This window comes from Rhodococcus maanshanensis NBRC 100610 (assembly GCF_001894865.1).
Lineage (GTDB): Bacteria > Actinomycetota > Actinomycetes > Mycobacteriales > Mycobacteriaceae > Rhodococcus_G > Rhodococcus_G maanshanensis.
The window spans coordinates 30,842-55,253 of the sequence record NZ_BCXA01000042.1 but is presented as its reverse complement, the minus strand read 5'-3'; the positions used below and the strand labels follow the sequence as shown (position 1 = coordinate 55,253).

18 protein-coding genes are annotated in these 24,412 nt (G+C 67.8%); 7 read left to right on the top strand and 11 right to left on the bottom strand.

The window, feature by feature from the left end; genetic code table 11:
• Window positions 1-175: 175 nt before the first annotated feature.
• The 6 genes from RM1_RS19695 to rpsF form a co-directional block, all read right to left on the bottom strand.
• The gene (locus RM1_RS19695; RefSeq protein ID WP_072753398.1) at window positions 176-1,654 is read right to left on the bottom strand and encodes a glyceraldehyde-3-phosphate dehydrogenase; all 1,479 of its coding nucleotides are present in this window, start codon (window positions 1,652-1,654) and stop codon (window positions 176-178) included.
• A gap of 573 nt (window positions 1,655-2,227) precedes the next feature.
• Window positions 2,228-3,616, bottom strand: coding sequence for a replicative DNA helicase (gene dnaB, locus RM1_RS19690; RefSeq protein ID WP_072753397.1), 1,389 nt, complete (start codon window positions 3,614-3,616; stop codon window positions 2,228-2,230).
• Window positions 3,617-4,163: 547 nt separating this feature from the next.
• Complete coding sequence (gene rplI / locus RM1_RS19685; RefSeq protein ID WP_072753396.1) at window positions 4,164-4,619, bottom strand: 50S ribosomal protein L9; 456 nt, start codon at window positions 4,617-4,619, stop codon at window positions 4,164-4,166.
• A gap of 13 nt (window positions 4,620-4,632) precedes the next feature.
• Window positions 4,633-4,845 carry a 30S ribosomal protein S18 gene (rpsR, locus tag RM1_RS19680; protein WP_425528708.1) on the bottom strand — a complete coding sequence of 71 codons (213 nt, stop codon included), beginning with the start codon at window positions 4,843-4,845 and terminating at the stop codon, window positions 4,633-4,635.
• Between the two features lie 93 nt (window positions 4,846-4,938).
• Complete coding sequence (locus RM1_RS19675; protein WP_072753395.1) at window positions 4,939-5,463, bottom strand: single-stranded DNA-binding protein; 525 nt, start codon at window positions 5,461-5,463, stop codon at window positions 4,939-4,941.
• A 65-nt stretch (window positions 5,464-5,528) separates the two neighbouring features.
• Complete coding sequence (gene rpsF / locus RM1_RS19670) at window positions 5,529-5,816, bottom strand: 30S ribosomal protein S6 (protein ID WP_027502097.1); 288 nt, start codon at window positions 5,814-5,816, stop codon at window positions 5,529-5,531.
• A 187-nt stretch (window positions 5,817-6,003) separates the two neighbouring features.
• Between rpsF and RM1_RS19665 the strand changes: the two genes are divergently transcribed.
• The gene (locus tag RM1_RS19665) at window positions 6,004-7,386 is read left to right on the top strand and encodes a glycosyltransferase family 87 protein (RefSeq protein WP_072753394.1); all 1,383 of its coding nucleotides are present in this window, start codon (window positions 6,004-6,006) and stop codon (window positions 7,384-7,386) included.
• Entirely contained in the window at window positions 7,383-7,967 is a 585-nt protein-coding gene (locus tag RM1_RS19660) for a GNAT family N-acetyltransferase (protein ID WP_072753393.1), read from the top strand. The genes RM1_RS19665 and RM1_RS19660 overlap by 4 nt, the downstream gene beginning before the upstream one ends.
• Here the strand turns inward: RM1_RS19660 and RM1_RS19655 are convergent.
• The 3 genes from RM1_RS19655 to RM1_RS19645 form a co-directional block, all read right to left on the bottom strand.
• On the bottom strand, window positions 7,957-9,444 hold the full coding sequence (locus RM1_RS19655) for a glycosyltransferase family 87 protein (RefSeq protein WP_245816492.1): 1,488 nt from the start codon (window positions 9,442-9,444) through the stop codon (window positions 7,957-7,959). The genes RM1_RS19660 and RM1_RS19655 overlap by 11 nt on opposite strands.
• Window positions 9,445-9,618: 174 nt before the next feature.
• Entirely contained in the window at window positions 9,619-12,231 is a 2,613-nt protein-coding gene (locus RM1_RS19650) for a transglycosylase domain-containing protein (protein WP_425528707.1), read from the bottom strand.
• An 87-nt stretch (window positions 12,232-12,318) separates the two neighbouring features.
• Window positions 12,319-12,747, bottom strand: coding sequence for a DUF5318 domain-containing protein (locus RM1_RS19645; RefSeq protein ID WP_027502101.1), 429 nt, complete (start codon window positions 12,745-12,747; stop codon window positions 12,319-12,321).
• A gap of 201 nt (window positions 12,748-12,948) precedes the next feature.
• Here RM1_RS19645 and RM1_RS19640 point away from each other — a divergent pair, with 201 nt between their 5' ends.
• From RM1_RS19640 to RM1_RS19620, 5 genes are all read left to right on the top strand, one after another.
• The gene (locus tag RM1_RS19640; protein WP_072753392.1) at window positions 12,949-13,824 is read left to right on the top strand and encodes a DUF1707 SHOCT-like domain-containing protein; all 876 of its coding nucleotides are present in this window, start codon (window positions 12,949-12,951) and stop codon (window positions 13,822-13,824) included.
• A 24-nt stretch (window positions 13,825-13,848) separates the two neighbouring features.
• On the top strand, window positions 13,849-14,637 hold the full coding sequence (locus RM1_RS19635) for a DUF1707 SHOCT-like domain-containing protein (protein WP_072753391.1): 789 nt from the start codon (window positions 13,849-13,851) through the stop codon (window positions 14,635-14,637).
• A gap of 129 nt (window positions 14,638-14,766) precedes the next feature.
• The gene (locus RM1_RS19630; RefSeq protein ID WP_027502104.1) at window positions 14,767-15,327 is read left to right on the top strand and encodes a PadR family transcriptional regulator; all 561 of its coding nucleotides are present in this window, start codon (window positions 14,767-14,769) and stop codon (window positions 15,325-15,327) included.
• Complete coding sequence (locus RM1_RS19625) at window positions 15,320-16,414, top strand: inositol-3-phosphate synthase (protein ID WP_072753390.1); 1,095 nt, start codon at window positions 15,320-15,322, stop codon at window positions 16,412-16,414. Before RM1_RS19630 ends, RM1_RS19625 begins: the two co-directional genes overlap by 8 nt.
• A 153-nt stretch (window positions 16,415-16,567) precedes the next feature.
• Window positions 16,568-20,932, top strand: a complete 4,365-nt coding sequence (locus RM1_RS19620; protein ID WP_083576858.1) for an nSTAND1 domain-containing NTPase — start codon at window positions 16,568-16,570, stop codon at window positions 20,930-20,932.
• Window positions 20,933-20,935: 3 nt separating this feature from the next.
• Here the strand turns inward: RM1_RS19620 and RM1_RS19615 are convergent, their stop codons facing one another.
• On the bottom strand, window positions 20,936-23,206 hold the full coding sequence (locus RM1_RS19615) for a transglycosylase domain-containing protein (RefSeq protein ID WP_083576857.1): 2,271 nt from the start codon (window positions 23,204-23,206) through the stop codon (window positions 20,936-20,938).
• 119 nt (window positions 23,207-23,325) lie between these two features.
• Complete coding sequence (locus RM1_RS19610) at window positions 23,326-24,375, bottom strand: IclR family transcriptional regulator (RefSeq protein ID WP_245816483.1); 1,050 nt, start codon at window positions 24,373-24,375, stop codon at window positions 23,326-23,328.
• Window positions 24,376-24,412 lie beyond the last annotated feature (37 nt).

Below are 24,412 nucleotides of genomic sequence, written 5' to 3'. Positions count from 1 at the left end.
GAAGTTGATCGACGTATGGCCCGACGGTCACGCACCGAGCGTCATCACGGCGTATCCCAGATACACACCGCCGGCCTGGTTCACGCGACGCGGAACCGCAAGGAGGGTTTCGATGACGAACGTACCTCTGCTGCAACAGCAGCCACCCCACAGACGACCCCTCGCAGGGGCGAGGTCACTGAGCAGTGGCGGGGGACCTGCCCGGCTCCACGGCAGCGCCGTCCGTCGCGGGATAGACCGGGTACTCCACGCCCGAGAGGTACTGGACGGTACGCACTACCTGGCATGAGTAGCCGAACTCGTTGTCGTACCAGACGTACAGGATGGCGGTGTCGCCGTCGACGATGGCGGCGTTCGCGTCGACGATGCACGCCGCACGCGAGCCGATAAAGTCACTCGACACGGCGTCGGTTGCCGCGGTGTAGTCGAGGTTCCGGCTCAACGCTCCGGTGAGCGATTCCTGGCGAAGGTGCTCCAACACTTCATCTTTGGTCGCGTCGCGACCGAGCTGAAGGTTGAGGATCGCGACGGACACGTCCGGCGTGGGCACCCGGATCGAATTGCCGGTGATCTTGGCCTTCAGATCCGGAAGTGCCTTCGCAATCGCGGAGGCCGCACCCGTCTCGGTGAGAACGAGGTTGAACGGCGCCGATCGGCCCCGCCGATCGGCCTTGTGGTAGTTATCCAGCAGGTTCTGGTCATTGGTGAACGAGTGGACAGTCTCGACGTGGCCCCGCACGACGCCGAACTCGTCGTCCATGGTCTTCAGCGGCGGGACGATGGCGTTCGTGGTGCAGGACGCGCACGACACGATGTTCTCGGTCGGATCGATGTCGCGGTGATTGACGCCATGCACGATGTTGGGGACGTCACCCTTGCCGGGCGCGGTCAACACCACCTTCGCCACACCAGGGCGGAGGTGCTGCGTCAGCCCGTCGCGGTCACGCCAGATCCCGGTGTTGTCGATCAGGATCGCATTGTCGATGCCGTACTCGGTGTAGTCGACACTCGTCGGATCGTTGCTGTAGATGAACTTGATGACGTTGCCGTTGGCGATGAGCGCGTTGTTCTCGTCGTCGACCTTGATTGTGCCATTGAACTGACCGTGGACGGAGTCACGGCGCAGCAGTGACGCACGCTTGACCAGGTCGTCCTCGCCGCCCTTCCGGACGACCACGGCACGCAGGTTCAAGCCGTTGCCCGAACCGGCCTTCTCGATGAGGAGTCGCGCCACGAGTCGACCGATACGCCCGAATCCGTAGAGGACGACATCCTGGGGCTGCGCGGGGCTCGTCTGGGCACCACCGACCAGGTCGGCGAGACTCTCCGCGACGAACTCGGGGATCGGCGCCCCACCACCGTGGGCGTGGTAAGCGGTCACCAACAGGCCGAGGTCGATCTTCGAGGGCCGCAGATCGAGGTCGGTCAGCGCCTCGAGGAAAGGGAATGTCTCCTCGACGGACAGCTCGTCACCACGGATCTGTCGGGCGAAGCGATGGGTCCGCAGGATCTTGATGACCGACTTGTTCACCAGCGAGCGACTGTGCAGCAGAATGGTCACCGAATGCCTGCGGTGCAGGCCGCCGATGATCGGGATCATCGCTTCCGCAAGTGCCTCTTCGGAGTTCCACTGTGCCAATTCCGCTGTGCTCACTGCGCTCCTCTGCCTTGTCGGCTCGTGTGGCACGTCCGGTGGGTGATGCCGGCCCGGACGAGACGCATGTCACTCGCCGGTCAGCCTCTGGATCGGTGGATCAGTTCGCGGACCGGCGCCGATTACGACGTGCGCAACACTCAGCATATGGAAGCGCTTCCTCGGATCAACAAGCCGGTCGCCGGAACCGTCTCGCGGGCGTGGACCTGCCGCCTCACGCGAAGGATGCCCCGGACAACCCGCCGTCGTATCCATCAGTAGAAGCAGGAGGAAGCTTCTTCTTGTTAGGGGTGCGGCGCACAGAAAGCAAGCCCGTCCAACAAGGCTACCTGGAAGCCACAATTGGAACGCGTGTGTCCGCCGCAGCTACTCGACGGCGCTAGCTACCCGAGTGACAGTCGCAGAAGGGTAACGCCCCCTGAGGTCAGACCAGCTTCGATGGGCCGCCGCTGCAGCCAGGTGCGTCAGCACACGAGGTGGTAGTGGCAGCAGTGATTCGTCTCAAGTATGGAATTGATAGGTCCGGAAAACCTCATCTAGATCCGGAACCCACACCGGCACAACAACAGCTGGCTAACCCCGCGCCATGTCCACGAAGCGCGAGTAGTGAAGCTGATGGGCAACGGTGATCGTGGCGGTAGGACCGCCACGGTGCTTGCCAAGGATGATGTCCGCCTCGCCGCCGCGCGGGTCGTCCCTCTCGAACGCGTCTGGGCGGTGCAGCAGCATGACCATGTCGGCGTCCTGCTCGAGCGAGCCGGACTCGCGGAGGTCGGAAACCATGGGGCGCTTGTCCGTTCGCTGTTCCGGACCACGGTTGAGCTGACAGATCGCGACCACAGGGACCTCGAGCTCCTTGGCCAGCAGCTTGAGGCTTCGGGAGAACTCGGAGACCTCCTGCTGACGCGATTCGACCTTCTTGCCGGACGACATCAGCTGCAGGTAGTCGAGCACGATCAGCTTGATGTCGTGCTTCTGCTTGAGCCGGCGCGCCTTCGCGCGGATCTCCATCATCGTCAGGTTGGGGGAGTCGTCGATGAACAGCGGCGCCTCGCTGATCTCGCTCATCCGGCGCGCCAGCTTGGTCCAGTCGTCGTCGTTCATCTTGCCGGACTTCATGTCGGAGAGCTTGATCTTCGCCTCCGCCGACAGCAGGCGCATGACGATCTCGGTCTTTCCCATCTCGAGGGAGAAGATGACGCTGGCCATGCCGTGCTTGATCGAGCACGACCGCATGAAGTCCATTCCGATGGTCGACTTACCGACACCGGGACGAGCAGCCACGATGATCATCTGCCCTGGGTGCAGGCCGTTGGTGACCTCGTCGAGCTCGGTGAAGCCGGTGGGCACGCCGAGCGAGAGGCCGCCGCGGCTGGCGATGGAGTCGATCTCGTCCATCGTCGGCTGCAGCAGCTCCTCGAGCGGAACGAAGTCGTCGTTCGTGCGGCGCTCGGTGACGTCGTAGACCTCGGCCTGCGCGCGGTCGACCACCTCGGCCACGTCCTGGCCCTCGGACCCGGCATAGCCGTACTGCACGATCCGGGTGCCTGCCTCGACCAGGCGGCGCAGGATCGACTTCTCCGCGACGATCTCGGCGTAGTAGCCGGCGTTCGCGGCGGTCGGCACCGTCTGGGTGAGCGTCACCAGATACGGCGCACCTCCCACCCTGCGCAGGTCGCCGCGGCGCTCCAGCTCAGCCGCCACGGTCACGGGGTCCGCGGGCTCACCGCGGGCGTACAGGTCCAGGATCGCGTCGTAGACGTTCTGGTGCGCGGGCCGGTAGAAGTCGCCTGGCCGCAGCCGCTCGAGCACGTCCGCGATCGCATCCTTGCTCAGCAGCATGCCGCCGAGCACCGACTGCTCGGCCGCCATGTCCTGCGGGGGCTGGCGCCCGAAATCCTCGCGGGGCGGCTCGGCCGGCTCCGAGTAGTCCGAGTGACCACGATCGTCGACAACCGCCACGCGATAACCGTCCTCTCCCGCAAACCTCGACGCCCGGTCGGCCACGCCGTCCGGTGCGTCCACACGCAATACCCGCAATACATACGCGCCCGGACCGACAGGTTGATCCCGACCCCAGGAATCGGGGTCCGGCACAGCCGCCGTAGGACGCGCGCGCACGACGTTAGGCATCCGGACCGGCTCGTTCAACACGGACTGTGTACACAACTGTGGATGAATTGTGGAATCCGCAGTTGACCAGTGTTAGCGCCCTGGGGACAACCTGAGGATAACTATGTAACTACTTCCCATCTTCGCTGGTCATCGTACCTTTTGTTATTCACACACCTGTGGATGAAAATACTTTCGGCGTGTCCCACGGGTTGGGCAGCCGGGCGTGTTGCCGAAACGCGCCGACCTCGCAATATGAGTTGCATCACAGTGATAGATCACACGAACTGGACGCTTGTCTAGGGATGGATCACAAAGGGTGGGAAGTTATCCACAAACGACTCGGGGCCCCGCCGACCTATGGTCTGCGGGGCCCCGAGGGCGAACGTGGGTCGGACTAGCCGGCGACCACGTTCAGGTGGAACTTGGCAACGACGTCGGGGTGCAGGTTCACAACCACGGCGTGCTTGCCGGTCGCCTTGATGTGCGACTTCGGCAGCTCGAGGCTGCGCTTGTCGACAACCGGGCCACCGGCGGCCTTGATGGCGCCGGCAACGTCGGCGGCGGTGACCGAGCCGAACAGCTTGCCCGAGTCGCCGGCCGTCTTGACGGTCAGCGAGACGTTCTCGAGGCCCTCGATCGCGGCCTTGATCTCCTTGGCGTGGTCGAGTCCGCGCACGGCGCGGGCTTCCTGCGCACGGCGGATGCCTTCGACCTGCTTCTCGGCGCCACGGGTGGCGACGATCGCGAGACCGCGGGGCAGCAGGTAGTTACGGCCGTAACCGTCCTTGACCTCAACGGTGTCGCCGGGCGCACCGAGGTTGTCCACGTCTGCAGTGAGGATCAGCTTCATGTCTTCCCTTTCCTTAGCGAGCCGTCGAGACGTAAGGAAGCAGAGCGACCTCACGCGAGTTCTTCACGGCAACGGCCACGTCCCGCTGGTGCTGGACGCAGTTGCCGGTGACACGGCGCGCGCGGATCTTGCCGCGGTCGCTGACGTACTTACGCAGCAGCGTCGTGTCCTTGTAGTTGATCTGCGTGTTCTTCTCTTTACAGAAGGAGCAGACCTTCTTCTTCATCACCTTGTCGCGCAACGGCGGCTTCGGCATGTCTTTCTCCGTACTTTCAATGTTCGTTCGCATCAGATCCCGGCGCTGTCGCCAGTGCGGGGATCAGAACGGGGGTTCGTCGTTTCCACCACCGGAGCCACCGAACGAGCCGGACGACTGCGGGGCGCTGCCCCACGGGTCGTCGCCGCCGGAGCTAGCAGCCGGGCGTCCGCCGCCCGAACCGCCCGAGGAACCGAACCCTCCGCCGCCTCCGCCGCCACCGCGGCTGGCCTTGTTGACCTTGGCCGTGGCGTACTTGAGCGAGGGGCCGATCTCGTCGACCTCGAGTTCCATGACAGTGCGCTTCTCGCCCTCGCGAGTCTCGTAGGACCGCTGCTTGAGCCGTCCGCTCACGATCACCCGAGAACCGCGAGTCAGGGACTCGGCAACGTTCTCCGCGGCCTCACGCCAGATGTTGCAGCGCATGAAGAGCGCCTCGCCGTCTTTCCATTCATTGGACTGACGGTCGAAGGTGCGGGGCGTCGATGCGACCGTGAAGTTCGCAACCGCGGCCCCCGCGGGGGTGAATCGAAGCTCGGGATCAGCCGTCAAGTTTCCGATGACGGTGATCACGGTGTCGCCTGCCATGTGGGTTCCTCCTGCAGTGTGTGGAATCCTGTTGCGCCGAGCCTAGGGCCACGCGCAGACAGAAATCACTTGTTGTGGCGCAGAACCTTGGTGCGGAGCACCGACTCGTTCAGGCCGAGCTGACGATCCAGCTCGTTCACGGTGGCAGGGGTCGCGTTGATGTCGATCACCGCGTAGATGCCTTCGCTGTGCTTGGCGATCTCGTAGGCGAGACGACGCTTACCCCAAACATCGACCTTGTCGACACTGCCGCCGTCCTGGCGAACAACATTGAGGAACGTATCCAGCGACGGAGCGACGGTGCGCTCGTCCAGGCTGGGGTCAAGGATGACCATCAATTCGTAATGACGCATAAGACCTCATCACCTCCTATGGACTAGTGAAACGGCCACGGACTATCCGTGACAGGAGGGTCGTTGCGTCAGCAACCCATGCAGGTTACACGAGCGGCCCCTGACCTGCGAAATCGCTCTTGCCCGGGGAACAGGCGCGGGGCCGGATGGATCCCCTCCCTCGGCCGGGAGCACCTAGGCTGAACCCATGCGGACGCGCGCCCAGGCAGGGACACCGGCGGTGGCGGTCATCGTGACGCTGCTGTGCGGGCTCACCCTCGCCCTCGGCTACCTGAACAAGGCCAGGTGCGCGGGCGCCCCGTTCGCCGAGAACGGTCGCAGCCTCGCTTTCGACCGGCTCAAGGACAGCAACTTCTGCTATTCCGACATCCAGTTCCTCTGGCTCGGCCGCGACATCGACAACCACGTCTTCCCCTATCTCTCGGGCGGCATCACGCCCGACGGACTGCTCACCGGCGGCACCGTCGAGTACCCCGTGCTCAGTGGGCTGCTGATGTGGCTCGGCGGGATCGGCGCGCACAACGACGCCGAGTTCCTGCTGAACTCGGCGCTGATCCTGGTCCCGTTCGGGCTCGCCACCGCGTGGATGCTCGGCCGGCTCGCGGGTTGGCCCGCGCTGCTGTGGGCGGCCGCCCCGCCGCTGGTCCTGTACGCCTTCCACAACTGGGAACTGCCGGTCGTCGCGGCCGCAACCGCGGCGATCTTCGTGGTCGTGTACTTCCAGCGGATCCCGCTGCGCACCAGGGCGATCGGCGCCGCGGTCCTACTCGCGATCGGCCTGTGCCTGAAGATCTACCCTGGTGCCTTCATGCTGCCGCTGATGGCCTTCGTGTTCACCGGCGGCACCGATGGCTCCGAGCTGCCCGCCTCCGTGCGGGGCCGGTTCGACCCGAAGGGCGCGCTGATGGTGGCCGCCGCTGCGGCGGGCACGGTGATCGCGATCAACCTGCCGTTCGCGATCGCCGGCTACCCCGGCTGGCTCGCCTCGTTCACCTTCCAGTCCGCCCGCCAGGCCGACATCACCACCAACTCGATCTGGTACTGGGGGGTGCTGCGCCTGTTCGACGGCGTCGAGGGCCAGGACAGCGCCTACGCGACCTTCGTCGGCGTGGCCTCGCCGCTGCTCATCGCCGCGTCGTTCGCGCTGGCGCTCTGGCTCGGCTGGGGCCGGTACCGCCGGGAGGGCAGCTTCCCGTGGATCGCGGTGAGCGCCGCGATGCTGTGCGGCTTCATGCTGCTGCACAAGGTGCACTCCCCGCAGTACACGCTATGGCTCATTCCCTTCCTGGTGCTCCTGCGGGTGCCGTGGGCGCTGATCGGGGGCTACCTGCTCGCGGATCTGGCGATGGGGATCGGGGTGTTCCGCTACTTCTACGAGCTCGCGACCGGATCGGACGCGGCCGTGATGGAGTTCGTGGTGCAGTTCGGCGTCTGGGGCCGAGCTGCGCTGTTGGTGGTGCTGTTCTTCGTCTTCCTCCGCGCCTGCCCGCGGTGGGAGGGCAGGGGCAGCGAGGCGGGCCCACGGCACGCCCCCGGTCACCGGGATCCGGCCCTAACGGCGGCGTCATGAAGGGCCCCTGGTTCGAACAGCCCACGCTCACCGGCGATTACGTCCGCCTCGAGCCGCTCACCCTCGCGCACGCCGAGGACCTGTGCCGGGCCGCGGACGATCCGACGCTGTTCCGCTGGACCTGGCGTCCGATCGAAAGCGTCTCGGATGCAACCGAATACATCACCCACGCGCTCGACGACCCGCAGCGGCTGGCGTACGTCCAGATCGACGCCGCGACCGGTGTTGTGGTGGGCACCACCTCGTATTACCAGATCGATCCGCTACACCAGTCGCTCGCGATCGGCTACACCTGGCTCTCCCGCTCCGCCCAGGGCGGCCGGATCAACCCGGAAGCCAAGCTGCTCTTGCTGCGCCGGGCCTTCGAGGATCTCGGCGCGGTCCGGGTCGAGTGGCATACCGACGAACTCAACGCGCACTCGCGCGGCGCGATCGCCAAGCTGGGCGCCGAGTTCGAGGGGCTCCTCCGCAAGCACCGCCGACGTCTGGACGGAAGTTGGCGGAACACAGCGCTTTTCTCGATGATCGACGATGACTGGCCGTTCGCCCGCACCCAGCTCGAGGCGCGGATCAGCGAATAGCGGGCGCCTCGGACCAGGCCTGCATGCTGCGCTCCCGCGGGCGCAGCCAGGCGGGCAACCACCCCGGCGGCCGGTCGGGGGCGCCGTCGAGGACGCCGCCGACCGGGTCGTCCACCCCGCCGCCGCGCACCAGGTCCAGCTCCGGGCGGCGGATCTGCCGGATCACCAGCACACACAGCGCGACGACCGCGAGGTCCCGGACGATCACCGTCGCCGTGAACCACTGCTCGGGCAGGCCCTTGTTCTGCACGCCAAGGTAGTAGTACATCCGCGGCACCCAGACGAGGGCATCGATCGTCATCCACGCCAACAGGATTCGTCGGTGTGGCAGCGCGAGCACCGCCAGCGGGACCAGCCAGAGCGAGTACTGCGGACTCCACACCTTGTTGGTGAGCAGGAAGGCCGCGATCACCAGGAAGCACAGCTGCGCGACCCGGGGCCTGCGGGCTGCGGTCAGCGCCAGGTACCCGATGCCGACGCAGGCGGCGGCGAACAGCACGAACGACACGGTGTTCAGATTCGTCGGGGTCTCACCGGCGGCCAGCGGACCGTCGAAACCGCGCCAGCCGGTGAACGAGGTGATCACGTTGTAGATCGAGTCCGGGTCGGCGCCGCGCTCGGAGTTGAGCCGGAAGAACTCCCGCCAGCCAGCCGGGAACAGCAGCGCGATGGGCAGATTCACCAACAGCCAAGCCGCGGCCGCGCCCGCAACGGCCTGCCACCACGGCCGCATCCGGCCGGCCCGCAGGCACAACACCAGCAGCGGACCGAGCAGCAACAGCGGGTACATCTTGGTGGCGCCGCCGAGCCCGAGCAGCACGCCGGCCAGCACCGGCCGCCTGCGCGCCCAACCGAGCAGGCCGCCGGCCGCGAAGGCCGTCGCCAGCGGGTCGAAATTGGTGAAGGCGTGCACGATCACCAAGGGGGACACCGCGACCAGTGCGGCATCCCAGACGCGCCTGCCTGCCAGCAGCACCGTCGCCCAGACCGTGACCAGCCACGCCAGCGACAACCCGAGCGCGACCACGTTGAAGTAGAGGACCACCTGCAGCGCCCCTGGCAGCCAGGAGACCGCGTCCCATGCCTTGGCGACCTTCATCGAGCCGTACTGGTAGAGCCCCGCGAGCACCGGATACTCCATGTACCGCTGCTGCGTCGACCCGTCGCCTGCCTTCTCCTCCCACGACTTCTTGTAGGGGAAGGCGCCCTCGTCGAGCCGCTCCGCGCCGTACAGCGGCACCGTGTCCGAGTAACACAGCGCGGTGTACTGGCGGCTGCCGCTCCAGTCGAGGCCGAGCGCGCCGTCTGGCCCGTTCGGGGCCTGCTGCAGGCACGCCGCCTTGGTGGACCAGCCGAGGGCGAGGAAGACGACCGCCAGCAGCAGGATCACCCGCAGCGGGGTGAGGAACCGGGACCTGCCGATCAGCGCGTGCCGCCCGACCGGTCCGCCGATGACGCCGCTGAGCTCGGCCACCATCGGATCGGTGCGCCCGGGCAGATCCCGGTCCACCACCGACCGGCAGTCGTCCGCGAGCGGCCCCGGCGAGGCGATGACCGCGCCGCCCGCAAACCCCTGTGATGGAGCCTGCGGAACGACCGTCACGGTGCTGTCGTCAGGTTGCTCGGCCACCCCGGTGACGTTACCGACCGGCTACCGGTTCGGCCGGATCGGCGCTCCCTGCGGGCTGCCCTGCGCGTTGCCGCCCTGGCCGAGCCCCTCCTCCTCGGCGTCGATCTCCTCCTGCGTCGGCTGGCCCGGCGACGGACCCGGGTCGACCGTCGCGGGCGGCGTTGTCGGCTTCGGCGCCAGACCCGGCAGCGGGATCGTCACGCCGGGCAGGACCTCCACCTGGCGCGGGGTGATGATGACCGGCGGCAGCGTCAGTCCCGGCGCCGGCGTCGGCGACGGCGTGGCGGACGTGGTCTTCGGCGGCACATACGGCGCGGTGTACGCGGGCACGCCCGCCTGGCCACCGATCGCCTCGGGCTTCGGGAAGGACTCGACGTCGGTGCCCTCCAGGGCGCCGTCCATGGCGTCCTTCCAGATGTCGGACGGGAGCCCGGAGCCGTACATCAGCCCGCCGTAGCTGTTCTGCAGCGGCAGGCCCTGCTCGGTGCCAACCCAGACGGCGGTGGACAGCGACGGGGTGTAGCCGACCATCCAGGCGTCCTTGTTCTCGCCGGTGTCGCCGAGCTGCGCGGTTCCGGTCTTCGCGGCGGACGGGCGCCCACCGGCCAGGCCGTGGTTGCGGGAGTAGGCCGCGATCGGTTGGAGGGCGGAGGTGACGTTGTCGGCGACCGCCGGCTTCAGCCGGGCCTCACCCGCCGTCGCGGGCCCGCGATCGAGCAGCACGGTGCCGTCGCCGGTCACGACCTTCTGCACGAAGTGCGGCGCGCGGTAGACCCCGGAGGCCGCAAGCGTGGCATACGAGGACGCCATGTCGATCACCCGGGACTGGTACTGACCCAACACGATTCCGTACTCGGAGGACCCGTTCGGTTCCTGCAGGGTGGTGCCCTCGACGACCCCCGGGATCTCCTCGGGGATGCCGGCCTTGTGCGCGATGTCCGCGATCTTCTCCGGGCCGTTCTCGATGGACATCATCTGCCGGTAGAAGCTGGTGTTCAGCGAGCGCTTGGTCGCCTCCGCGATGGTGCAGGTGCCACAGGACTGGCCCTCGGCGTTGTTGATGGTGACGCCGCCGAGCTTGAGAGGGCTGCTGTCGTACATCTTCGACAGCGGGATGCCCTCGTTCAGCGCAGACGCGAGGCCGAACACCTTGAACGACGAACCGGTCTGCAGCCCGGACTGGGCGAAGTCGAAGCCGGCGCCGTCGGAGCCTCCGTAGTAGGCCTTCACCCCGCCGGTCTTCGGGTCCACCGACACCACGGCGGTGCGCAGGTTGTTGTCCTCGCCCTCCATGTTGCTGGTGACCGCGTCGACGACGGCCTGCTGGGCCTGCTGGTCGATGGTGGTGGTGATCTGCAGTCCCTCGGTGTTCAGCACCTGCTCGTTGATGCCGTTCGCGGCGAGTTCCTTGATCACCTGGCTGCGGATCAGGCCCTCGGGCCCCTTCGCCGAGCTGCCGTTGTCGATCTCGGACTGCAGGATCGTGTGCGGGTACTTGGCGGCCGCCCGCTCGCCCGCGCTGAGCGTGTTCGCGCTCACCATGCCGTCGAGGACGTAGTTCCACCGGGTCTCGGCGCCGGTCGGGTTCGACTCCGGGTCGAGCAGCGACGGCAGCTGGATGCTCGCCGCGAGCACGGCGCCCTCCTCGACCGTGAGCTCCTCGACCGGCTTGTTGAAGTAGGCCTTCGACGCGGCCGCGATGCCGTACGCGCCGCGACCGAAGTAGATGGTGTTCAGGTAGGCGGCGAGGATGTCGTCCTTGGACCACTGCCGGGCCATCTTCGAGGAGAGGACGAGTTCGCGCATCTTGCGCGTGAGCGCGCGCTCGTTGCCGACCAGCGCGTTCTTCACGTACTGCTGGGTGATCGTGGAGCCACCGCCCGCGTCTTCCCTGCCGAGCACGTTGTCGCGCAGGGCCCGGGCGAAGCCGGAGACGGAGAACCCGGGGTTGGTGTAGAAGTCCCGATCCTCGGCCGAGAGCACGGCGTTGCGCACCTGCGGCGGGATCTGATCGATGGTGACGTCGGTTCGGTTGCCCTCCGGCGGGACGATCGTGCTGAGCACGGAGGTGCCGTCGCTGTTGTAGATCGTCGCGACCTGATTCGTCTTGATGTCGCCGGGCTTGGGCACGTCGGCGGTCGTGTAGGCGACCATGAACGCCAGCATCGGCACCACCAGTCCGATGGCGACGAGGCTGATCGCCGTGCGGCGGACGATCTTCCAGCGCTTCGAGGTGCCCTTCTTCGGCGGCTTCGGCGGCTGACCGCCGGACGAGCCGCCCCTGCCCTTCGGCGGCGGGCCTGCCGGGGGACGGCCGCCGGGTCCGTTTCCGCTGCCCTGCGCGGTGCGGGGCGCGGCGGGCCGCTGTGCCTGCGGGCGCTGAGCCGGAGGCCGCTGCGCCGCGGGGCGGGGCGCCTGACCCCGCGTGGCGTAGTTGGGCTGCGCGGGGTTCGGCGGCGGGTAACCGGGCGCCTGGTTCGGGCGCGGCGGCGCGCCCTGCGGGTACCCGGGCGCCTGGTTGGGCCGCGGCTGCGGATATCCGGGTTGAGCGTTCGGCTGTGAGTACCCCGGCGGCCGGCCACCCGGTGGCGGGCCACCCGGCCGCTGCTGTCCGGCGGGTCGACCACCCTGCATGTTGTCGTAGGGGGAACTCACGTAGGAATCTCCAGTGCTCACGTAGACACGGCTGTGTCAGTTACATCGTTCGGCGGGGTGGTGCTCTCACTCACTCGCAATGCGGCGACTCGGCGCACGCGCACCCGAGGGGCGGCGCGCCCGTTTCGGTGCGGGGGCCGCTCCGAGCACATACGACTGCACCAGGTGGTTCCAACTGCAGGTGCGGCACACCTCGACGACGTGGACGGAGAACTCCTCCTGGGTCGTCGCCAGCCGAACCAGCTCCTCCGACGTACGTGCCGAACCCGAGATCGGGCCGAGCCTGTCGCCGAACACCCACGAGACAAGGGTGAGCTGTTCTTTCCTGCAGATCGGGCAGGTCGCGTCGGAGCCCCTGCCGTGGAACTTCGCCGCACGCAGCAGGTAAGGACCGGCGTCGCACACCTCGGCGACACCCGTCCGACCGGAGTAGACCTCGGCCAGCAAGGATCGCCGCTGGAGCGCGTAGTCCACCACCTGCCGCTGCAATCGCACGTGACCAGAGTACGTGGGCAATCGTGCGAGGTGTCGGGTTGGAGGCGGCGCGAGCTGCGACACGCCGGGCCGACACCCGGGGCGCACCCCACCCGACCAGTGGCTGCGCCGCGCCCGCGCCGGATCGCGAATCGACACTGTCGATCGCGCCACTACCCGGCTGCCGGACCCCGTCACACCGCTTCTCCTATCATTTCGACCGTGGCCAGCCGCAACACGACCCGAGCGCGTGACATCGACCGCTCGAACACCTGCACGCTGCTCGACGCCGGGTACGGCGAGGGACAGCTCGACTTCGACGAGCACAAGTCGCGAACCTCCGCGGCCATGTCCGCAAGGACCCTCGGCGAGCTGGAGTCACTGGTCACCGACCTGCAGCTACCGAAGGCCCTCACCGACACGCTCGCCGCGCCGGACCGGCCGGCACCGCCGCGCCGCCTGGTGCTGCTGGTCGGCGTCGCGGTCGCCGCGGTGGTGGTGGCCGCGGTGACGCTCACCGCGCTGAACAAGGACGGCCCCGACCCGGCGCCGGCAGCCGCCGCACCGGTGGTCGCGCCGCTCGCACCGAATCCCCCCGCGCCGCCTGCTCCCGACAAGTACGCCGACGTCGCGCCGGTGGTCATCCCGCAGATCGACACCATCACCGCGAACGGCATCGAGCAGTTCATCACCAGATATCGGGACAAGTTCGGTGACACCCTCGTCTACGAGGCGACCTTCTTCGGCGACTACGCCCGCCTGACTCGGGTGGTCCCCGACCAGCCCGGCCGGGAGCAGCCGTACTCCTTCCGCGGCGGCTTCGAGGCCGACACCGCGACGAGCCACTCCGGGGCCGAACCGCCGTTCGACCTGACGAGCATCGACCTCCGCGCCCTGGCCGGCCACCTCGGCGGCGCCGCGGAGTCGCTGCGGGTGCCGGGCGGGGTGATCAGCCACATCAGCACCGAGGTCGACCAGGACGACGGCCCACAGATCTCCGTCTACGTGAACAACGAGGCGACCGGCGCGAGCGGCCACATGTACCTGCGTCCCAACGGGGAGATCGCCGGCATGTATCCCTACTCACCCAACGGATAGACGGCGCACTCCTATGCTCGGCTGGTGCCGAGCAAATCCTCGCTGCGCCTGCGCGCCCGTGACACCGACCGCGTCGACGTGTGCGGACTCCTCGATTCCGCCCACGACGACGGCCAGCTCTCCGACTTCGAGCACCGCGACCGCACCAAGGCGGCGATGTCCGCCCGGACCCTCACCGAGCTCGACGCGCTGGTGTCGGACCTGCAGATCCCCGACAAGCTGAAGGGATCGCTGCCGGTCCGGTCTGCCGATCCCGACCGCCGCCGGATCCCGGGCGTGGCCGCGGCCGTCGCGGCCGCCGCCGTGGTCGCGCTCGGCGCCGTCGTGTTCTCCACGATCGGCGACGACGGCGCGGACGCTCCCGACCGCCCCGAGAACGTGCTGTCCGCGCCGGGCCTCGCCCGGATGATCGAGGACCTGCGCGCGCGGTACGGCGACGTGGTGATCGACGAGGCGACGATCTATCCGGAGTACGCGCGGATCCAGCGCGCCGAGCCGGGGGCGCCCGGCATGTACCAGGACATCGACTATCGGGACGGGCTCGAGGAACCTGACCCCCGGACCGGGCGGGATCCCAAGACGGTTCCGGTCGATCTGGCCCAGCTGGACATTCCGGCCGTGGTCGGACTGCTGCTGGGCGCCCCACAGACCCTTGGCGTGGCCACACCGGATTCGATCCACGTGTCCGTCGAGTCGGGGGACCAGGCCCCTGAGGTGTCGATGTACCTGTCCGACGGGCGCGCGGGCACGTCCGGACACCTGACCGCCGGGTTCGACGGCGAGGTCTTCGAGATCTATCCCGCGGACGACTAGCCCGGCGGCCGAACCGCACACCTAGGCGTGACACCTTGTCACACAAACGGGCATTCCCGTACGCTCCTATATATCGGCGCGATATAGTTTGCCGTCGCATCAGTCGGTTAGGACTCAGGAGGTGCAGTGATGCTCGAACTCGCGATCCTCGGGCTGCTCCTCGAGTCACCCATGCACGGATACGAGCTGCGCAAGCGGCTGACCGGCCTACTGGGCGCGTTCCGCGCCTTCTCCTACGGTTCGCTCTACCCGACGCTGCGCCGCATGCAGACCGACGGGTTGATCGCCGAGGACGCCGGGCCGACGGGCGCCTCCATGCGACGGGCCCGCCGCGTATACGAGCTGACCCCTGCCGGCAGGCAGCGGTTCGCCGAACTGGTCGCCGACACCGGGCCGCAGAACTACACGGACGACGGTTTCGGCGTTCACCTCGCCTTCTTCAGCCGCACCCCCGCCGAGGCGCGGATGCGGATCCTCGAGGGCAGGCGACGTCAGGTCGAGGAGCGCCGCGAGGGGCTCCGCGAGGCCGTCGGGCGGACCACCGGTTCCCTCGACCGCTACACCCGGCAGCTGCATCAGCTCGGTCTCGAATCGAGCGAGCGCGAGGTGCGCTGGCTCAACGAGCTGATCGTGGCCGAACAAACATCGACAGCAGTACCCAAGAAAGAAGGAGAACCCGACCATGGGTGAGAACAGCACCTCGGTGCGCGTGGCCATTGTGGGCGTGGGGAACTGCGCCTCGTCCTTGGTCCAGGGAGTCCACTACTACAAGGACGCCGACGAGTCGGCCACCGTGCCCGGCCTGATGCATGTGAAGTTCGGCCAGTACCACGTCCGCGACGTCGAGTTCGTCGCCGCCTTCGACGTGGACGCCAAGAAGGTCGGCTTCGACCTCTCCGAGGCCATCCTCGCCAGCGAGAACAACACCATCAAGATCACCGACGTGCCGCCGAGCAACGTCACCGTCCAGCGCGGCCCCACCCTGGACGGCATCGGCAAGTACTACTCCCAGACCATCGAGGTCTCCGACCTCGAGCCGGTCGACGTCGTCGCGGCCCTCAAGGCGGCCAAGGTCGACGTCGTCGTGTCCTACCTCCCGGTGGGCTCCGAGGACGCCGACAAGTTCTACGCCCAGTGCGCGATCGACGCCGGCGCCGCGTTCGTCAACGCGCTGCCCGTGTTCATCGCCTCCGACCCGGAGTGGGCCGCCAAGTTCAAGGACGCCGGCATCCCGATCGTCGGCGACGACATCAAGAGCCAGGTCGGCGCCACCATCACGCACCGCGTGATGGCAAAGCTGTTCGAGGACCGCGGTGTCGTGCTGGACCGCACCTACCAGCTCAACGTCGGCGGCAACATGGACTTCAAGAACATGCTCGAGCGCGAGCGCCTGGAGTCCAAGAAGGTCTCCAAGACGCAGGCCGTGACGTCGAACCTGACCGGTTCGCTCGCAGGCAAGGTCCACGACCGCAACGTCCACATCGGCCCCTCGGACTACGTGGAGTGGCTCGACGACCGCAAGTGGGCGTACGTCCGCCTCGAGGGCCGCGCCTTCGGTGACGCGCCGCTGAACCTGGAGTACAAGCTCGAGGTCTGGGACTCGCCGAACTCGGCAGGCATCATCATCGACGCCGTCCGCGCCGCCAAGATCGCGCTCGACCGCGGCATCGGCGGACCGGTCTACCCGGCCTCGGCCTACCTGATGAAGAGCCCGCCGGTCCAGATGGCCGACGACAAGGCCCGCGCCGAGCTCGAGGCGTTCATCATCGAGGCATAGTCTCCGCAGCCACGCGGCGAAGGGCACGTTTGTTCGGTTGAACCGAACGAACGTGCCCTTCGGCCGTTTCGGGGTAACCCGCCCGGGCCGACGAACCACGACAGTCGAGTAGTCGACTACGCGTGCCCGCGGCGGCGGGCCGGTTCATTCTGAATGTGCACACCGCCGACCTGCGATGGGAGTGCCATGTCGCGGGTGTTCATCACATACTCCAGTCGGGACCGCCGTCAGGCGAGGGCCCTCATGCGTTGGCTGGTGGAGCGAGAGCCCAGACTGGCCCGCGAGATCTTCCTCGACGTCGACCCGGACACCGGTATCCCGCTTGGCATCCGGTGGAAGGACGCGCTGCGCCGGGCAAAGGACCGGTGCGAGGCGGTTGTGGTCCTGCTCTCCGAATCGTGGGAAGCGAAGGCGGAGTGCAAGCTCGAGTACCGCCACGCGGAGGACCTGAACAAACCGGTCTTCGTGGTCCGGCTCGAGCCGATGGAGAGCGGCGAGATCACCCGGGAGTGGCAGCGCTGCGACCTGTTCGGCGACGGACCGAAGACCGAGGTGTCGCTCGGTGACGGATCAGAGCCGGTGGAGTTCCTGTCCGACGGCCTGGAGCGGTTGCGCGCCGGGCTGTGCGCGGCGGGAGTCGGCGCAGACCGCTTCCCGTGGCCGCCACCGGGTGACCCGAACCGGGCGCCCTATCGGGGGTGGGAGCCGTTCGAAGAGGTCGACGCCGCCGTCTATTTCGGGCGCGACGCGCAGATCCTCGACGTGCTCGACCGTCTGCGCGGCATGTGCAGTACCGGGGTGGAGTCGCTGTTCGTGATCCCCGGACCGTCCGGGGTCGGCAAGTCGTCGTTCCTGCGGGCCGGACTCCTGCCCCGGCTGCGGCGTGACGACCGGAACTACCTGCTACTCGACATCGTCCGGCCCGAACGCAACGCGCTCACCGGCGATTCCGGTTTGGCCCAGTCGATTCACGCGATGCGCGTTCGCCTTGGACTCACCCGACCGACGCTCGGCGAGATCAAAGCCGCGTGCCCCGACGGCACAGACCGACTCCGGGAGTGGCTGCTCGAGGCGCAGCAGGCCGCCAGGGCGCGCCTGCTGGACCTGCCCCCCGATGCTCCCTCGCCCACTCTGATCCTTCCGGTCGACCAGGCCGAGGAACTGTTCGGCGTCGACGCGGGAACCCAAGCCCGGCAGCTCCTTTCGCTGCTCGCGAGTCTGATGCGGGACGCGAACGGCGACCGGGTGTCGATGATCGTGACCCTGACGATCCGCGCCGACCTCTACGAGGCGTGGCAGACGGCGCCGGAACTCGCCGGCCTGAAGAGCGCGGTGTTCGGCGAGCTGAAGCCCATGCCGCCGACTCAGTTCAAGGAGGTCGTCGTCGGTCCCGTCCGGCGCGCGGGCGAGACCGGACGCCGGCTACGGGTGGAGCCTGCGCTGGTGGACCGGCTGCTGGAGGAATGTGGGCAGGGCGCGGACACACTGCCGCTGCTGTCGCTGACCCTGTCGCGTCTGTACCGGGACTACGGCAGCGACGCCGACCTGACCCTGGACGAGTACACGGCGATGGGCGGGATGTCACGCGTGGTGCAAACCGAGATCGACTCGGTGCTCTCCGCCGAGCCCGGCGAACGGCAGCGACAGCTCGATCAACTGCGCGGGGCATTCATACCCTGGCTGGCGACGATCAACCCGGACAGCGACCAGCCGATGCGCCGCGTGGCGCGTCGATCCGACCTGCCGGTGGGGAGCCGACCGCTCATCGACGCGCTGGTCGCCAAGCGCCTCCTGGTCGAGGACGAACGGGGCGGCGAAACCGTCGTCGAGGTGGCCCTGGAGAGCCTGCTGCGCCAATGGGACGATCTGGCCGGGTGGCTACGAACCGAGGCGGAGGACCTCAAGGCGGCGGACCGGATGGAGGGTGCGGCCGAGGAGTGGGATCGAAACGACCGCGACGACGCCTGGCTGCTGGCCGGGACACGGCTGGACGACGCCGAGATCCTCTCGGCCAAACCCTGTTTCACCGATCGACTGCGGCCGGCCCGGGAGTTCCTGCTGGCCTCGCGGGAGCGGGAGACCGCCAGGACCGAGGCCGAGCGACGGAGGCGGGAGGCCGAACTGCAGGCGGCCAAGGACAAGCAGCAAGCGGCAGAGGCGCTCGCGGAGGCAGAGACAGAGGCCAAGGAGCAGGCGCAGGCGCACACGGCGGCGCTGCGCAAGCGGGCACGGGTGCTGCGGGCGGTGCTGGCGGTCACGCTGGTCGTGGCGATGGTGGCAGTGGTCTTCTTCTTCCAAGAGCGGGAGCGCACCCGCGAAGCGCTTGCCTCGCGATTGAATTCCGAGGCCCAGTCGATCCTGGCGGGCGCCGGCACTGAAAGCGAGTTCCGCGCGCTCGGTGCGCTTCTCGCCGCCCCCCACGTCGCGGACTCGGTAGATGGGGAGGCGGCACTCGACGCCTTGGTTGCCCGGCGCGATGTAGTGAAAATCATCGAGACCCCGACTCCCGTCGCGGGCGCAGCATACGTCGGGAAAGGTCACGTTGTCTCCGGCGGCAGCGACGGGGTCGTGCAGCTCTGGGACACGGGAACCGGACGACCGGTGGGCGAAACGATGACGACCGATGGCGACGCGTTGAACCGCGTCGCGGTCAGCCCGGACGGTACGAAGATCGCGGCAGGCGGACTCGAAGGTGTCGTGTGGCTCTGGAACGCGGACACCCAGAAACACCTGGGCGCACCGAAGCCTGACGAATCGAAGAACCTATACGGCCTGGCCTTCACGCCCGATGGTGAGGAGGTCGTCTCAACCACGTCGAACAACAAATTCCGCTGGTGGAGCTCCGCAAACGGTGAGCCTGACGGGGACGCGATCGCAGGATTACCCGGTGGCCCAACCTTGAGCGTCGCCTACAGCCCCGACGGAAGGTGGTTCGCAACCGGGAGCGAGGACAACAACATTCGGCTCTTTGACAGGACGAAAGCGGACGCGGAGGCCGAGGTGATGAACGGTCATCGTGGCCCAGTTCCGAGCCTCGCCTTCAGCGCGGACAGTCGACGGATCGTTTCGGGAAGCTTGGACGGCACCGTGCGGATTTGGGACGTCGACAGTCGAACCTCCACCACACTGGAGGCCCATGAAAGCCCTGTGACAAGTGTGGCGTTCAGCGCGGACGGACGGCGAGTCGCCTCCGGAGATCTCGTAGGCACGGTGCGGGTGTGGGATGTGGCGGGCGACCAGGCCTCCAGTGTGCCGCTTGTCGGGCACAGGGGACGGGTCACCAGCGTTGCGTTCAGCGAGGACGGCCACCAGGTACTGACGTCCAGCTTCGACAAGACCATTCGAATCTGGGACGCGGTCACCGCGTTGCCGATGGTGAGTCACCCCGCCACGTCCAATGGTGTCTGGGCCGTTGGGTTCAGCTCGGACGGCGGGCGCATTGTTTCGGTAGCGGATGATGGCCTCCGCGTATGGGATGCCGAATCGGGTCAGCCCACCGGCATTTCGATCACCCGTACCAGTTCCTCGTTCAAACACTTCGCGACCGCCGACGACCTCCACCTGTTTGTCACCGCGGGTGATGACGGAATGGTTCAACGATGGGACGCTTCGGGACAACCCATCGGCCAGCCGATCTCCAGCCCTGGCCTGAAATACCTGACCCTGAGCACGGACGGCCGACTCCTCGTCAGCGGCAGCGGGGACGGCGTTGTGCGGCGATGGAACGCCGACACTGGAGATCCGCTCGGCGAATCGACGCAGCGCCACGAAGGAGGCGTCCACCGGATCGCCATCAGCCCGGATAGCCGCAGGATAGTCACCGGCGGCTGGGACGGAATGCTGCGAGGTTGGGATGCGGCGTCCGGTAGGGAACTCTGGGAGCAACCGACCGGAGCCGATCGAGTGGTCCCGACGTCCGTGGATTTCAGCCCGGACGGCCGCATGCTCGTTTCCGGCGACGATGCCGGCGTGGTCCAACGATGGGAGACCGACAGCGGGCGACCCGTGGGTGAACCGTTGACGGAGCTGGTCGGAACGGCGTTTGCCGAATTCAGTCCCGACGGACGCATGATTGCCTCGTACGGCCTCAAGAACGAGCTGCGTCGATGGGACGCCGCGTCCGGCGAGCAACTCGGCGAACCGTTGGTCACGCAGGGCTTCGTCCTGTCGGTTGACTTCAGTCCTGACAGTCGGCAGATCGTCTCGGCCGGGGGAGACGGCATGCGGCTATGGAACGCAGACACCGGAACACCGATCGGCGAGCCGACGCACACCGGCATTGTTTGGTCAGTTAACTTCAGTCCCGACGGCCGCTCGGTCGTGTCCGGCGGCCTGGACTCGACGGTGCGACTGTGGCGGACGCCGCCGCCTGATCCAGCGGAGTGGCCGAACGCCCTGTGCGACAAGCTCACCCGCAACATGAGCCACGCTGAATGGGATGCCTGGGTCTCACCCCGCGAAGACTACGAAAAGGTCTGTCCCGACCTTCCGGTCCCCGACGACGACGAAACTGGCTGACCGTCAGCCAGGAAGCGGGATGACGATGCCCGGCAGGATCTCCACATTCCGTGGCGGGGGCGGCGGCGGGAGCGGGGCGGGCGGCTCGAACACCGGCGGGGCCGGGACCTGGGCCGGGGGTGGGCCCTCCTGGGCCGGCGGGCCCGCGGGGGCCTGCGGCATCGGGGCCTGCTGTGCCGGGCCACCCGTGTTCACGCGGGAACCGTCACCGGTGCCGCCCCCCGAATAGGCGGGCACGCCCGATTGGCCGCCGATGGGCTGCGGCCACGGGAACGACTCCCAATCCGAGCCCTCCAGCGCGCCGTCCATCGTGCCCTTCCAGATGTCCGAGGGCAGCCCGGACCCGTAAATCGATCCGCCCCACTGGTTCACGATCGCCTGCGACTGCTCCGTTCCGACCCAGACCGCCGTGGACAGCGTCGGCGTGTAGCCGACCATCCACGCGTCCTTGTTCATTCCGGTGTCGCCGAACTGCGCGGTCCCGGTCTTGGCGGCCGACGGCCTGCCGCCGTACAGAGCGTGCCCGTTCGAGTAGGCCGCGATCGGCAGCATCGCCTGGGTGACGTTGTCGGCCACCGCCGCATCGAGCCGCCGTTCTCCCTGCGGCGCAGGACGATCCAGCAGCACCGCGCCGTCCGCGGTCACCACCCGCTGCACGAAGTAGGGTTGATGGTAGATGCCGGAGGCGGCCAGCGTCGCGTACGCGGACGCCATGTCGATCGGCCGGGACTGATACTGCCCCAACACGATTCCGTTCTCCGGCGGGCCGCCGTCCTGGGTCAGACTCTCGCCCTCGACGCCGGGGATCTGCTTCGGGATGCCCGCCTCGTGCGCGGCGTCGGCGATCTTCTGCGAGCCGTTCTCCATCGACAGGGTGAGCCGGTAGAAGCTGGTGTTCAGCGACTGCTTGAGCGCCTGCGCGATGGTGCAGGTCCCGCAGCCGTCGCCGCCGACGTTCGTGATCTCCACCTGACCGACGGTGAGCGGGGCGCTGTTGAACATCGTCTGCAGGCCCTTGCCCTCCTTGAGCAGGGCGGCCAGGCCGAACACCTTGAACGCGGACCCGGTCTGCAGCGGCGACTGCGCGAAGTCGAAACCGGCACCGTCGGCCCCGCCGTAGTACGCGCGGACCGCGCCGGTGCGCGGATCGACGGACACCACCGCCGCGCGCAGCTCCTTTGGCTCGCCCGCCATCGTCTCGCGCACCGACTCCATCGCCGCGTTCTGCGCTTTCGGGTCGATGGTGGTGGTGATCTGCAGGCCCTCGGTGTTCAGCTGCTGCTCGCTGATCCCGGCCGCGGCCAGCTCGGCGAGCACCTGCGTCCGGATGAGCCCCTCCGGTCCGCGCGCTGCGTTCGCGTCCACCAGCTGACTCGACGGCACCACGGCGGGGAACAGCGCGGCGGACCGCCCCTCCTTCGACAGCTGGCCCTGGCTGACCATGCCGTCGAGCACGTACCGCCAGCGGGACTCGAGCCTGGCGCGGTTGGTCTCGGGGTCGAGGCTGGACGGGCTCTGGATGACGGAGGCGAGCACGGCCCCCTCCTCGACCGTGAGCTCCTCGACCGGCTTGTTGAAGTAGGCCTTCGACGCGGCCGCGATGCCGTACGCGCCGCGACCGAAGTAGATGGTGTTCAGGTACGCGGCGAGGATGTCGTCCTTGGACCACTGCCGCGCCATCTTCGAGGAGATCACCAGCTCACGCATCTTGCGGATGACGTTCCGGTCCGCGCCGACCAGGGTGTTCTTCACGTACTGCTGGGTGATCGTCGAGCCGCCGCCCGCGCTGGCCTTGCCGAGGATGTTGTCGCGCGCGGCCCGGGCGAAGCCGGAGACGGAGAAGCCGGGGTTGGTGTAGAAATCCCGGTCCTCGGCGGACAGGACCGCCTGCCGGACGTGCTCGGGGATCTGCGCGAGCTCGACGTCGGTGCGGTTGCCCTCCGGCGGCACGACTTTCGTGATCGTCGAACCGTCGGTGGCGAAGATCGTCGCCACCTGGTTGGTGCGCATGTCCGAGGGATGCGGCACCTCCGCCTGCCAGTAGCCGGCAGCGAACACCGCGGCAGGCACGACCAGCAGCAGCGTCACGACCCCGGCCGCGATCCACAGGATCAGGCGGCGCCTGCTCCGCTTCGGGGGAGTGGGCTCACCATCCGGCGGGTCGCCACCACCCGGTTCCTCGGGCGGCGGCGGGGTCGTCGGGGCCGTGCTGGTAGGCGAGCTCACATGCAGGATTCCTGTCTGGGAGACCGAGTCTTCCCTGCATCCTGACATTCATCAACAGGCGTGGCCATCGACGCGCCACAATTCCGCCGCCCCGCCGTCGGCGTGTCACCAGATTCACCCGCGGCGGGTGAGGGTCACCTGTAGATCCCGCCCTTCCCAGTCCGATTTCACCGGCCGCCGAGGGCGATGGTTGCCTGGCGGGTGGCGTGGAGGAGGGCGGCGGCCCATTCCTCGCAGTGAGCCAGGGTGGCGTCCGTGCGTTCGGGGACGAGGGTCAGGGTGTACTGCTGGGCGCCGTGCTGATCGAAGATCGGCGCACTGATGTGTGCGACGGGGACGGTGGCGGCCGAGTCGCCCGGCGTCGTTAAGAGGTACTCGGACCAGTCTGACGGGGGGAGATTCCGGCAGAGCTCGTCGATGACCCGCTGTGGCATTCCCGAGGTCAGCACCGTCGCGAGCACGACAGTCGACGCCATCGACGAGGGTAGGCATTCGATGATGTAGCCCCGCCGGCGTCCGTCTTCGATGATGGCGCGAGCAGTTTCGTCACCTGTTGCCAGTGGGATCAGTGGCTGCCGACCGAGCCATGCGTCGACCACGGCGTCGGGCCCCCAGGCGGTGTTCACCAGCCCGAGTGGTGGCGCCAGCGGCAGTCTCGCGCCGATGAGGTCGCGGCGGTCACCGGCCATGGCGGCGCCGAGCCGGTCGAGGATCACGATCTGGCCCTCGTGTGTGGCGCTGAGAACGCAGCTGATGCCCAGGCGATCGTGCAGCTCGATGATGGCGGGGCGAACCAGGTCGAGGTTGGCGAGCCCGGATTCAAAGGCAGATCCGAGACGCTGCAGCGCCGGGCCCAACCCGTATGACTTGGCCCCGTCGCGCGTGACGAATTCGGCATCCGTCAAGGCGGTGAGGATGCCAAGGCAGGTGGGCATGGCCAGGTCGAGGTTGGCCGCGATCTGTGTGAGCGTGAGCCGCTCGCGCGGCGTTTCTGCCAGCAGATTGAGGACCTGAACGACCCGTTCGGTGGGTGGCGACTTCCTTTCTACCGAGGGCCGTGTCCCGGATTCGTGGTCGCCGACTCTTGATGCCGCGCGAGCGGTGTGCTTAGAATCACCCGCCACATTGGAAGCCATCATTCCTATTTTGTAACACAGTTCCACGCTTGGTGCCAGACTTCGACCTTCTCCGGCGCCGGCTCCGTGCTCGTCGAACACGCCTCCCAGCACAACCGAAACAGCAGGAAATACCAAC